Origin of the sequence: Streptococcus salivarius, assembly GCF_002094975.1 — a bacterium.
In the GTDB taxonomy this organism is placed as follows: domain Bacteria; phylum Bacillota; class Bacilli; order Lactobacillales; family Streptococcaceae; genus Streptococcus; species Streptococcus salivarius_D.
The window spans coordinates 1,450,530-1,463,005 of the sequence record NZ_CP015283.1 but is presented as its reverse complement, the minus strand read 5'-3'; the positions used below and the strand labels follow the sequence as shown (position 1 = coordinate 1,463,005).

Below are 12,476 nucleotides of genomic sequence, written 5' to 3'. Positions count from 1 at the left end.
CGCTTGATGGCTTTTCTTATTTAGTCTGCTCAAAGCGTAGGTGTACAATGACCTTGTCACCATAACCGTTACGCTCCAAATCTCGTTGCAAACGGTATGAAATATAATGCTCGGCAATATTGATAAAGCCTGCTTCCATGAGACGATTTTCAACCAATGACTGAATCATGTTAATGGTTGGGCGTTCCACCTGAGCATCTTGAAGATCAAGCACTACTTTTTTCGTAACTTGAGCAAGGTTTTGGCGCCAAGTATCATCAAGAACATACACAGTCTGTGCTGCTTTTAAGATGGCTTGGTAAATTTTATCAGGATCAAATTCAGCAACTTGACCATTACGTTTAATAATTTGCATGGCTACCCTCTTTTCATGGCTTTTTCTTTTATTATGCAGAGAATTTACATATTTGTCAAGTGCAAATCCCTGAAAGAGCTATCCAGACTGCTTATTCCCAGAATTTAGAAATGTAAACTGGTTTGCCATGTTTATCAAAGGAAAGGGTTGCTGTGTAGGACTCTGACTTATGATGGCGCATATAATTAGCGATTCTCTTGTCACCGTTTATCAGGTGAATGTCATAAGTCTGCCCGTCAGAGCTTACAAAGTGAGCATTAATCCTAGCACTACTCGTTTTTGTCCCAACATGACTAATATCTATTTTTTCCACTTGACCATCAATGGTTTTAGCTATAGGGCCTCTATAGTCTTTGTAAATAGTGACGGTAGCCAAAACATCTTCAACTAAGACATAGGTCATTCCGAAAACGAACAGATAAACTATTGGGACGACAATGAAAGATAATTTACTTTTGCGGAACATTTCTTTATGCCAAGCCCAAATATCCTGAGGTGACATGGTTAAAAATTTTTTAAAATATTGATGAACGAGTAACCTGTAGACTAATAATACAAATATTACTTGCCCCAAGGGATAAGCAAAACTGGGTAAACCATCAATCAGAACATTGACTTTATCAGATTCAAAAGTGTAATGTCCTAATACCCCGTCAAAAAACTCTAAAAACAAATTAACTCCTTTTTGTAATATAGTCTAGTCACTTAAAAATCCATCTTCTCAGATGGATTTTTTAACTATTAACGAACCTCTGCTTCGACTTTCTCAGTAAGGGCTTTGGTGATTTTTTCCATGTATTTAGCAACTTCTTCATCTGTGAGGTTGTCATTTGGATTTTGGAAGGTAAGGCTATAAGCCATTGATTTCATTCCAGCACCAAGTTTTTCACCTGCGTAAACGTCGAAGAGTTTAACGGCAACCAAGCGTTTCACTCCTGCAGAGTAGATAGCATCAAGAACTTCTTGATGAGTAATTTCTGCCTTGAGAAGAAGGGCGATATCACGTGATACTGCAGGGAATTTTGTGATTTCAACAAATGGTTGAGCCGGTTGCAAGGCTGCTTCTACAGCACTAAGGTTAATTTCAGCCACATAAGTTTCTGGAATACCGTAGTTTTTAGCAGTTTGTGGGTGAACTTGACCAAGGAATCCAATCGTTTGACCATCAAGGACAATAGCAGCTGTACGACCTGGGTGCATACTTGCTAGGTCTTTTGTCGGTACATAGTCAACTGAAACTTCAAGTTTATCAAAGAGAGCTTCAACGATACCTTTGGCATAGAAGAAATCAACAGGCGTTGCTTGGGTTTGGAAATCTTTTTCAGCTACAAGACCAGAAATAGCGAAGGCAAAGGTATTGATTTCATTTGGCAATTCCTCTTTTGGATTACCATTTTGTTCAAAGACCTTACCGATTTCATAAATAGCAACGTTACTATTCTTACGGTTAACATTGTAAGCAACAGTATCAAGCATACCAGAGACCATGTTCTGACGGAGGGCTGAACGGTCAACAGTCATTGGCCACATCAACTCAGTCAAGTTAGTAGGTGTCACAGCAAATTCAACAGCTTTTTCAGGTGTTGTCAAAGCATATGAGATGATTTCAGTCAATCCAGCACCTTCAGCAATGGTACGACCCTTACGACGAAGCGCTTGTGTTTCAGTCAACTCACCGGCTGTCCCTGCTGCTTCTGGAAGTGTCGTAGGCAATTTTTCATAGCCGTAGATACGTGCAATTTCTTCAACCAAGTCTGCTTGGATACTGATATCCCAACGACGACGTGGTACAGATACAGTGAATTTATCAGCATCACCAGTCAATCCAAAACCAAGTTTCGCAAACACATCTTCAATATCCGCAAAAGTCAATTCTGTACCAAGGCGAACATTTACGTAGTCAAGGCTTGTAGAAACTTGAACTGGCTCTGTATCAACAGTTCCAGCTTGAACACGGCCTGCAAGAACCGTTCCATTTGCCAATTCTTGCAACATTGCTGCAGCAAAATCAAGCGCTTCAAGGACAGTGTCGTTATTGATACCTTTTTCAAAACGTGATGATGATTCTGAACGAAGGTTGAGACGGCTACTTGTCTTACGAACTGATTTTCCATCAAAAACAGCAGCTTCGAGAACGACATTTTTAGAATTGTTGTCAATTTCAGTTGAAGCGCCACCCATAACACCTGCGAGGGCAACTGGTTTGTCAGCAACTGTAATAACAATATCTTCAGCAGTCAATTCACGTTCTTCACCATCGAGAGTGACTAATTTTTCCCCATCACGGGCATCACGAGCAACGATACGTGAGTCTTCAAATTTATCCAAATCGAAGGCATGCATTGGTTGTCCAAAATAAAGAAGAACATAGTTTGTCACGTCAACCACGTTGTTGATTGGACGGATACCAGCATTCATAAGAAGGTTTTGCAACCATTGTGGACTTGGTTGAACAGTAACATTCTCAACCACACGACTAGCATAAGTAGCCACTTTATCACTTTCGATGGCTATTGAAATCTTATCAGAAGCTGGTTTGCTGTCTTCAGTAACCGTTTTTTCTGGGAAGTGAACAGATTTTCCATAGATTGCAGCGACTTCATGTGCCACACCACGCATAGAAAGAGCATCCGCACGGTTAGGTGTGATTGACAATTCGATGATTTCATCATCAAGGTCAAGATATGGGAAAATGCTATCGCCAGGAACGGCATCTTCTGGCAAAATTTGGATACCATCCGCAAATTCCTTAGGAATAATGCTATCCGGAAGGCCAAGCTCTGCCAAAGAACAGATCATACCGAGAGATTCCATGCCGCGAATCTTACCTTTTTTGATCTTGTAGTTATCCGCAATACGGGCACCAGGAATGGCAACAATTACCTTGATACCAGCAGTGACATTTGGAGCACCACAAACAATTTGACGTGGACCTTCAGCATCTCCTGTATCTACTTGACACAAGTGCAAGTGTGTGTCAGGCACATCTTCACATGACAAGACATGACCAACAACCAATTTTGACAAGCCCTCAGCAGGTGTCTCAACACCTTCCACTTCAATACCTGTCGTCGACATTTTTTCAGCGAGTTCAGCAGTGGTAACATCCACATCAACCAACTCTTTTAACCATTTATAACTAACTAGCATAATTATGATACCAAGCCCGTTAATAGCTCTCAGCAAAAATAGGAAAGGCAACGTTGGTGCATCTGCACCTAGGTGACTTTATCTTTTTTGCCCAGAGCTTAGGGCGGGTTCAAATCCTTTCTGTATGATTAGGAACAAAACATTCAGATTCAAAAACAACTAATCTCGAACTTTGAGGTCGTATTCAAATCCTTTCTGTAAAATTATCAGTTCAACTGATAAATGAGAGAAGAGTTCAAACCTCTACTTAAGCGGGTTCAAATCCTTTCTGTAATTTAGGAATATGTATATCTGATATAAGAGGAAGACGAACTAACACGTTTAACCGCCTTATAAACTCCTCTCAATCAACTTAATAATCGGTTTATAGTTTTAATTTAAGCAACCAGTCGCGGTCAACTTTACCATCACCAACTGGAAAATCGTGTTCTGCGAATTTTTCGAAGCCATATTTATCGTAAAATATCTGTGCTTTGAAATTCCTTTCCCAAACACCCAACCAGGCCCAATCACAACCTAGATCACGAGCTTCTTGTAGGGCAAATTCAAAGAGTTGCTTACCCAAGCCCATGCCTTGGAAGGCCTGACTGATATAAATACGTTGAATTTGAAAGGCATTATCCAAGTGCTGCTCTGTTTGAGCAGAACCTACATTAGTCTTTAGAAAACCTGCCTTTTCACCATCAACGAGAATGAAAAAGTAACGCGATTCTTCATGAGTGATTTCATCTAAGAGGACTTCCTCAGAAAGTGCAGTGTCAAAGTAACCTTGCAACTGGGCTTCGGTATTATCATGAGCAAAAGTCTCTCTAAAGGTATCTTCGGAGATAACTTTTAATTCTGCTACTTCTTCTGGAAGAACCTTACGAATAGCTACTGTCATGACAACCTCCTAAACCTTATTTAAACTGTTCTGAGAAGCGAACATCCCCTTGGTAAAAACCACGAATGTCGTTGATACCATAACGAAGCATGGCAATACGTTCTTGACCAAGACCAAAGGCGAAACCTGAATATTCTTCAGAATCAACGCCTGACATCTCAAGCACTTGTGGGTGCACCATACCAGCACCGAGGATCTCAATCCAACCTGTCTTCTTACATACGTTACATCCTTTACCACCACACTTGAAGCATGACACGTCAACCTCAACTGAAGGCTCAGTGAATGGGAAGTAAGATGGACGCAAACGGATTTGACGTTCTGCACCAAACATTTTTTGGATAATCATTTCAAGCGTTCCCTTAAGATCACCCATTGAGATGTTTTTACCAACGACCAAACCTTCGATTTGGTGGAACTGGTGACTGTGAGTCGCATCATCTGTATCACGACGGAAAACACGTCCTGGTGAGATCATCTTAAGTGGACCTTTAGAAAAATCGTGTTTATCAAGTGTACGAGCTTGAACAGGACTTGTGTGTGTACGAAGCAAAATTTCTTCCGTAATGTAGAAGGTATCTTGCATGTCACGCGCTGGGTGGTCCTTAGGCAAGTTCATACGTTCAAAGTTATAGTAGTCAGTCTCAACTTCAAAACCATCAACGATTTGGAAGCCCATCCCCAAGAAAATGTCTTCGATTTCTTCAGCTGTTTGGCTAAGAATATGACGGTTACCAAGTTTGACTTGGCGTCCTGGAAGGGTTACGTCAAGACTTTCAGAGTCAAGTTGTGCTTGAATTTTAGCGGCTTCAACAACTTTAGCTGCTTCGTTAAAAGCTTCAGTCAAAACGTCACGAACTTCGTTGACCATTTTACCAACTTTAGGGCGTTCTTCATTAGGAAGGTCTTTAAGCCCCTTCAAAAGATCTGTCAAAGAGCCTTTTTTACCCAAAACTGCAACACGCAATTCTTGTAATTCTTTAGAGTGTTCACCACGCATTTCAGCCAATTTAGCCTGCGTTGATGTTTTCAACTCTTGCAATTGTGTTTGTAAATCCATGAGATTCCTTTCTGATGTAACAATTTCGAATCGCAAACAAAAAACCACATGCCAAAACTCCAACCCGGAGCGTTGACACGCGGTACCATCCGTTTTTTATCTGGTTACCCAGACCTTGATTCGCCAGCCGTCTTCATGAGTGAATTCGCCAAACTTCCCTTGAGGAGGCTTCCAGTCCATGGCCCCCAATCCCTGTCAATTTCCATAAGGTTACTAGTCTCTACGACTTCTATTCAATTACTATCAATTTTACCAAAAAAACAAAAAGCTTTCAAGAGCTGACAAAGAATCCTTTAGTTAATACCAAAATGGAAAATATGTCTAAGATAATTGACACACCTATATAAACTTGCTACAATTATGTCAGATAAAGTTGACATAATTAATAAATTGCGACTTACAGCAACACATTAGCTTGTCTTTCAGAAGGAGGTCCATTATGAATCATGTCAGGGAATTTAGAAAGAATATGGGGCTTTCGCAATTAGAACTTGCAAAGTCTATTGGTGTTTCCCGACAGACCATTAACATGATTGAGAATAACAAGTATAACCCAACACTTGAGCTCTGTCTTAATCTAGCTAAAGCACTAGATACTGATCTTAACAGTCTTTTTTGGGATGGAAATTGCGAATAGAAATATAAGATAGAAAGAGGTAAATTATGGTTAAAGAAACTTTCACTGATAAACTAATCAAACGTTTTTACGGTATTACTGGACCTTTAGATGAACAAAAGCGCCAACAGGTTGATCGAATGGGTAACATGGCTTTCGTTGTTCTCTTCTATATTTTAATTTTTGGTAATTGTATTGCCTTTCTTCTAAGCTCTAAGTATCCCGAACTTGTGGCTCGTATTTATCCTATTCTCCTTTTGATTATCAGTATGGTAGTTGGCAGCATCCTTACTTATAAGTTAAAGATAAGTGCTGTTAATGCTTTTGACGAGGAAGAACTGACTGAGAAAGAGAAAAAACAACTTAAGCACGTGGGGCTTAAGTCAGGTTTATACTTTGGGATTAGCATGTTCTTAGGCATGCCCCTAGTTCACTTCTTAGTTGACAATAAAGACTATTTGACAGAATTATTCTCAATCCATAATATGCTATCAGGCATTTTTGAAGCTATCCTTTTTGGGGCTATCATGCAGGGCTTGGTCAATGCTGGTATCAAACAAGCCAAATCTCAAGCTGAGAAAGGTGACCAATAAACTAAAAAGACAAAGAAAAATCCAGGTTTCCCAGCCTGGATTTTTCGCTCGAAAGAAGACTTCTTAGACTTGTATACGCGAAGCCTAAATGTGTCCAGAAAATCGTATCTTAACACATACACTATAACTAACTTCAAAAAACACCATATCCCCATATGACATTTCCTTAAATATTGTAACATGTCAGTGCAAAATGACAAGTCACCCTCTCTCTCATAAACCCTAAAATCCTAATCATAGCCCTTGTTATGCTATTTTACGCAATCGATTGCGTAAATTTGAAAGCGCAAACTTAATTATTTTCTGAAAGTCCTTGCAAATTTTTTGAGACTATGAAAAAAGATAGTGATAAAGCTATCAACTATCTTTCATGAAAATATAATCTATTTTTAGTCTAAATCAAGGTCTTTCAGTTTGACCGAGACGATTTTCGAGACACCTGATTCCTGCATAGTTACCCCATATATAGAGTCTGCAGCAGACATCGTTCCCTTACGGTGGGTAACTACAATAAATTGACTGGACTTGTCAAAACGATTAAGGTAGTCACCGAAGCGTTTAACATTGGCTTCATCCAAAGCCGCTTCTACTTCGTCTAGGATAACAAATGGAATGGTCTTAACACGAATGATGGCAAAGAGAAGGGCAAGAGCTGACAAGGCCTTCTCACCACCAGACATAAGGTTAAGTGATTGAATTTTCTTACCTGGTGGCTGCACAGAAATTTCTACCCCAGCCTCTAGGAGATTGTCTGAGGTCAAAATCAAGTCTGCTGAACCTCCACCAAACATCTGGGTAAAGGTCTGTTTAAAGCTTTCTCGGATAGCCTCAAAGGTTGCTTTAAAGCGTGATTTCACTTCATCATCCATGTCATTTATAGTATCCAGAAGGAGACTCTTAGCTTCGAGCAAATCATCCTTTTGGCCGTTCAAGAAATCAAGACGTTGCTTAACCTCTTCAAATTGGGCAATAGCATCTACATTGACCGGACCCAAAGCTTTAATCGAACGCTCAAGACCTTGCAGATTCTGGCGAGTTTGTTCGACATTGTCAAGAGGACTAGCCTGACCTTTGGCGACCTCAAGTGTCATCTGGTAATCTTCAGCCAACTGAGTCGCAAACTTACGAAGTGATTGACTGATCTGACTTTCACGCTCTTCCAAGCGAGTCTGTTGACGAATCAAATCTTCATTGCGGTTACCCGCTTTTGCCAAACGCTCCTCCAAGTCTTCCAACTGACCTTCGTAATCTTGCACCTGAATCTTGGCACGGACAAGAGCTTGTTCCAAATCGTCCTTACGTTGAACAGCTTCTTTATGCTGTGCTTGCAAATGCGGAAGACGGTCAGTTTGGTCATCATTGACCTGATTATTAAGGAGCGCTTTAAGACTATCCGATTCCTTCATTAACTCAGACAAGTCGGCTTGAATACGATTATTTTCTGTCTTAGCAAAACGTAATTCTGCTTGCAAATCACGTTCCTTCAACTGAAGTTCAGATTGCTTGTCTAAGAGAACCTGTTTTTGTTGGCCAAGTGCGTCTTTGTCTTCCTTAATAGCCTCAATACGGTCGTTAATGGCCTCACGCTTAGATGCAATTTGTGCTAACTCTGCTTTAAGTTGTTCAGCCTTATCTTGAAGATTTGCCCCATCAGTTCCCTGAGAATCCTGTTTGAAACTATCCACTAGGGTTTGATTTTTCTCCACCTCTGACAAGGCTTGTTGGTGTTCTAGGTCTAGTTTTTGCTCTTGCAGACGAGCATTTTCACCATCTACCTTAAGGTCTTCTAGTTCTTTCTGTAGAGCTTTACGTTTGATCTTGAGGGCTTCAACTTTGGCTTCACTATCACTTAATTGAGCCTTAATCTGGTTAATTTCAGCAGTCAATGCATCCAGTTCAGGCTTGATAAAGAGGTTATTGTTTTGTTTGTTGGTACCACCAGCAAAGGCACCACCGGGACGAATCTCAGACCCGTCAAGAGTAACCATACGTACTTGGAAACGAACAGCTCGAGCTGCCTTATTAGCATTGTCAATGTTATCAAAGATTGCCGTTACCCCTAGGAGGTTTTGAAAAATATTAGATAAGCGGTCCTCATAGGTAACCAAATCGGAAGCCATACCAATAAAGCCTGGTGCATTGGCAAGACTTTGAGCAAATTGTCCATTAAGTTGACGTGGTTTAATAGTAGTCAACGGCAAGAAGGTCGCACGTCCCTGACGATTACGCTTCAAGTAGTCAATCGAACGCTTAGCAGCCGCTTCGTCCTCAACAATAATATTTTGCCCGCTAGCTCCCATAGCAATTTCAAGAGCTGTCTGATAACGTGTATCAAAAGTCAAGTGTTCACTAACTGCACCAATAATTCCTTGAATGGACTGGGCATTTTGAAGGACAGCCTTAACCCCTGCATAGAAATTACTATGATTCTTTTGAATAGATTCAAGACTTTGACGACGGGCATCTTTACTTTTAAGGTGATCCATGAGGTCAAACATCTGCTTTTGAGCCTCTTGATAGTCCTTGTCAATAGCTTGATAAGCCTGAGCCTTTTCTTTGTAGCTAGCTAGGAGGCTTTGAAGACTCTCTTTGGCTGCTTGATAAGCTTTTTGGGTTTCGCTAGCCACTTCCTGAGCGGAAAGCAAATCAGCTTGAGCTTGTTTATATTCTTCAGCTTGTGCCTCAAGCGCTTGTGTCTGACTGTCCATGTCGTGAGTGACCTGAGTCAAACTGTTGGAAACCTTGGCTTCCTCCTGCATCAGACCAACATAGTCCTCACGTAAACGTTCAATAAGCGTATCCGGGTCATCAGAAAATTGCTCCAGTTCTTTTTGAATAGCAATCAGCTCTTTGGCAAGGCTATCCAACTCCGCATTCAATTCAACTTGGCTTTGATTAACCTTATCGAGTGCTGCCTGAGCTTCTTCTTTCAAATGCTCTAACTCACTGAGACGAGCTTCCGTTTCTTCTTTTTTCTCTGAACGCTGCTGACTCTCCATGGTATAAAGATCAATTTGACGCTCAAAGTCACTAATAAGACGTGTGACATCCACCAAGGTTTGTTGGTCAGAAGAAATTTGTTCCGAAATTTGATGGCGTTTTTGTTTGAGTTCCTGGTTCTCATTCTCTAGACGATGGCGTTCCTCATAATAGCTGGTTAACTTTTCCTTGACCGCTGCCAAATCCTCTTGGGTCTGGCTCAAATCAGATTTACCAACTTCAATATCGTGGACCAAAAGATTAAGCTGAGTCTGTCTACGTTCCTCATCTAATTCCAAGTAACGTTTAGCTGTCGCTGCTTGCTTTTCAAGCGGTTTAACCTGACCGTCCAGCTCGTAGATGATATCTTCCAAACGATCAAGGTTATCTTGGGTTTGATTAAGCTTACTTTCCGTTTCTTTCTTACGTGTCTTATATTTAAGAACCCCTGCGGCTTCTTCGAAAATAGCGCGGCGTTCTTCGGGTTTGGCATTAAAAATAGCCTCAACACGACCTTGGGAAATAATGGAAAAAGAATCACGCCCCAGACCGGTATCCATGAAGAGGTCATGAATATCACGCAGACGAACCTTACGACCATCAATCAAGTAATCATTGTCACCATTTCGATAAATGTGACGCTCCACACGAATGGTTTCACTAGCACCCGCGATAAAGCCATCACTGTTATCAAGAGTAACTGCCACTTCCGCATAGTTGAGAGCCTTACGAACCTCTGTCCCTGCAAAAATAACGTCAGGCATCTTGCCTCCACGCAAACTCTTGGCAGAGGATTCACCCAGTGCCCAGCGTAGACTCTCTGTAATATTTGATTTTCCCGATCCATTTGGACCTACAACGGCTGTTACTCCCTTGTCAAAGACAACTTGCGTCTTGTCCGCAAAGGATTTAAAGCCCTGCATTTCAATTGATTTCAAATACATGCTTAATTCCCTAGTTGTTCAAGGGCAGCCTTAGCCGCTGCCTGTTCAGCTAATTTCTTAGATTTTCCAAGACCTGTGCTGAGTTCCTTACCATCAACAGCTACCTGCATAGTAAATTCTTTGGCATGAGCTGGTCCAGACTCGTCGATAACGGTATAAGTAATATCAACCGTACCATTGACCTGAAGACGCTCTTGCAAGGCTGTCTTATAGTCGGTTACTCGGTCAAAGTTCCCCTTTTCAACCTGAGGAATCATGACTTGATTCAAAAATTTCTCAACAGCAGGTAACCCTTGATCCAGATAAAGGGCACCCAGGAAGGCCTCCCAGAGGTCACCAAGGATAGTGGCACGCTCACGTCCACCAGATTTTTCTTCCCCTTTACCAAGACGGATATACTGCTCGAAACCGCAGGCCTTTGTAAAACCTGCCAAACTTTCTTCACGAACGATAGTACTACGCATCTTAGACATTTCCCCCTCTGGCTTATTAGGGTAGCGTTTGTATAGATAAACAGAAATGACTAATTGCAGAGCCGCGTCTCCTAAAAATTCCAAACGTTCATTATGTGAAATGTTTAGGAGGCGGTGCTCATTGGCATATGAGGTATGGGTAAATGCTGTTTCTAAGAGGTCTTTTTGGCTAAAAACAATACCAAAATCCTGCTCAAGTTTTTGTTCAAGTTGATTCATGAAACTTCCTTTCTTTTTAAGCACACTAACTATAATTATATCAAAAAAAGCCAATTTTCATGATAGAAAACTGCTTTTAGACCCTATATCAGCTTATTTTGTGAGATTTAACCTATTCAACTAAAAAAGCTGAGCAAGCTGCTCAACTTCATTTTCTTAATAATCAGGACGAACGACACCTGTAACTGTCTCACGTGTTGCCTCGACATCTTCTTCAAGGACAACCTTGATGATACGTTTAGCTTCTTCTGAAGTACATGCAACCAATGGCAAACGAAGTGGTCCAACTTCGAAACCAAGATGGTTAAGAACAGCCTTAACAGGTGCAGGACTTGGTACTGAGAAGAGAGCGTTAACTTTAGGAATGAATTTACGTTGGATAGCTGCTGCTGTCTTGAGGTCACTATTTTCAATAGCTTCAAGCATAGCATGCATCTCATCTCCATTTGTATGAGAGGCTACTGAGATGACACCGTTAGCCCCAAGGTTCATAGCGTGGAAGGCATCCCCATCTTCACCTGTATAAACCAAGAAATCTTCAGGTTTATGTTCGATAAGGTAGGCCATATTTGCAAGGCTGGTACATTCTTTAACACCAATGATATTTGGATGTTCCGCCAAACGAAGCATGGTATCAGGAGCCATTTCAACAACCACACGACCAGGGATGTTGTAGATGATAATTGGCAAATCAGAAGCATCCGCAATGGCTTTGAAGTGTTGGTACATACCTTCTTGTGATGGCTTATTGTAGTAAGGCACGATAGCAAGACCAGCTGCGAAACCACCAAATTTGGCAACTTCTTTAGCAAACTCGATAGAGTCGCGTGTATCGTTGGTACCGACACCAGCAATCAATGGCACACGTCCATTAACAATTTTCTGAACAGCCGCAAAGAGTTCCAACTCCTCATCGTGAGTAAGTGTTGGACTTTCAGCCGTTGTTCCCGCCAAAAGAAGAGCTTCTGTATGGTGAGCCAAAAGATGCTCAATCAATTCTGGAAGGGCATCATAATTGATAGAGCCATCTTCGTGGAAAGGTGTAATAAGGGCTGTGATCAGTTTGACATCTCTTAATTGATCAATTGACATAATATTCTCCTTCAACCGTTTTCTAATCCTTTCCATTTTACCATAATTTTGACCAGACAGACAGATAAGTTGACAATTTTCTGAAAACATGAAGACTGATTATTTCAATTTG

At 41.1% G+C, this 12,476-nt stretch carries 10 protein-coding genes; 2 read left to right on the top strand and 8 right to left on the bottom strand.

Going from position 1 to position 12,476, the window contains the following annotated elements; translation table 11 throughout:
* Positions 1 to 16: 16 nt before the first annotated feature.
* The 5 genes from V471_RS06830 to pheS form a co-directional block, all read right to left on the bottom strand.
* A complete protein-coding gene (locus V471_RS06830; RefSeq protein ID WP_002891184.1) occupies positions 17 to 355 on the bottom strand; it encodes an ATP cone domain-containing protein in 339 nt (112 codons plus the stop codon).
* Between the two features lie 91 nt (positions 356 to 446).
* The gene (locus V471_RS06825) at positions 447 to 1,028 is read right to left on the bottom strand and encodes a hypothetical protein (RefSeq protein ID WP_049554077.1); all 582 of its coding nucleotides are present in this window, start codon (positions 1,026 to 1,028) and stop codon (positions 447 to 449) included.
* A 68-nt stretch (positions 1,029 to 1,096) separates the two neighbouring features.
* Entirely contained in the window at positions 1,097 to 3,505 is a 2,409-nt protein-coding gene (gene pheT, locus V471_RS06820; protein WP_084871327.1) for a phenylalanine--tRNA ligase subunit beta, read from the bottom strand.
* A 364-nt stretch (positions 3,506 to 3,869) separates the two neighbouring features.
* Entirely contained in the window at positions 3,870 to 4,388 is a 519-nt protein-coding gene (locus V471_RS06815) for a GNAT family N-acetyltransferase (RefSeq protein ID WP_070655800.1), read from the bottom strand.
* A gap of 16 nt (positions 4,389 to 4,404) precedes the next feature.
* The gene (gene pheS, locus V471_RS06810; protein WP_084871326.1) at positions 4,405 to 5,448 is read right to left on the bottom strand and encodes a phenylalanine--tRNA ligase subunit alpha; all 1,044 of its coding nucleotides are present in this window, start codon (positions 5,446 to 5,448) and stop codon (positions 4,405 to 4,407) included.
* Between the two features lie 439 nt (positions 5,449 to 5,887).
* Here pheS and V471_RS06800 point away from each other — a divergent pair, with 439 nt between their 5' ends.
* Complete coding sequence (locus V471_RS06800; RefSeq protein ID WP_002891190.1) at positions 5,888 to 6,085, top strand: helix-turn-helix transcriptional regulator; 198 nt, start codon at positions 5,888 to 5,890, stop codon at positions 6,083 to 6,085.
* Positions 6,086 to 6,111: 26 nt separating this feature from the next.
* The gene (locus tag V471_RS06795; RefSeq protein WP_084871325.1) at positions 6,112 to 6,657 is read left to right on the top strand and encodes a DUF3278 domain-containing protein; all 546 of its coding nucleotides are present in this window, start codon (positions 6,112 to 6,114) and stop codon (positions 6,655 to 6,657) included.
* A 389-nt stretch (positions 6,658 to 7,046) separates the two neighbouring features.
* On the opposite strand, the gene smc is transcribed toward V471_RS06795, so the two are convergent.
* The 3 genes from smc to dapA form a co-directional block, all read right to left on the bottom strand.
* Entirely contained in the window at positions 7,047 to 10,580 is a 3,534-nt protein-coding gene (smc, locus tag V471_RS06790) for a chromosome segregation protein SMC (RefSeq protein WP_084871324.1), read from the bottom strand.
* Positions 10,581 to 10,582: 2 nt separating this feature from the next.
* The gene (rnc, locus tag V471_RS06785; protein WP_002885331.1) at positions 10,583 to 11,272 is read right to left on the bottom strand and encodes a ribonuclease III; all 690 of its coding nucleotides are present in this window, start codon (positions 11,270 to 11,272) and stop codon (positions 10,583 to 10,585) included.
* Positions 11,273 to 11,428: 156 nt separating this feature from the next.
* Entirely contained in the window at positions 11,429 to 12,364 is a 936-nt protein-coding gene (gene dapA, locus V471_RS06780; protein ID WP_013990425.1) for a 4-hydroxy-tetrahydrodipicolinate synthase, read from the bottom strand.
* Between the last annotated feature and the right edge of the window lie 112 nt (positions 12,365 to 12,476).

Excerpts from the sequence above, each read along its gene's own strand:
- rnc (WP_002885331.1), bottom strand. The coding sequence starts at position 11,272 with ATGAATCAACTTGAACAAAAACTTGAGCAGGATTTTGGTATTGTTTTT.
- V471_RS06795 (WP_084871325.1), top strand. The coding sequence starts at position 6,112 with ATGGTTAAAGAAACTTTCACTGATAAACTAATCAAACGTTTTTACGGT.
- pheS (WP_084871326.1), bottom strand. The coding sequence starts at position 5,448 with ATGGATTTACAAACACAATTGCAAGAGTTGAAAACATCAACGCAGGCT.
- V471_RS06815 (WP_070655800.1), bottom strand. The coding sequence starts at position 4,388 with ATGACAGTAGCTATTCGTAAGGTTCTTCCAGAAGAAGTAGCAGAATTA.
- pheT (WP_084871327.1), bottom strand. The coding sequence starts at position 3,505 with ATGCTAGTTAGTTATAAATGGTTAAAAGAGTTGGTTGATGTGGATGTT.
- V471_RS06800 (WP_002891190.1), top strand. The coding sequence starts at position 5,888 with ATGAATCATGTCAGGGAATTTAGAAAGAATATGGGGCTTTCGCAATTA.
- smc (WP_084871324.1), bottom strand. The coding sequence starts at position 10,580 with ATGTATTTGAAATCAATTGAAATGCAGGGCTTTAAATCCTTTGCGGAC.
- V471_RS06830 (WP_002891184.1), bottom strand. The coding sequence starts at position 355 with ATGCAAATTATTAAACGTAATGGTCAAGTTGCTGAATTTGATCCTGAT.
- dapA (WP_013990425.1), bottom strand. The coding sequence starts at position 12,364 with ATGTCAATTGATCAATTAAGAGATGTCAAACTGATCACAGCCCTTATT.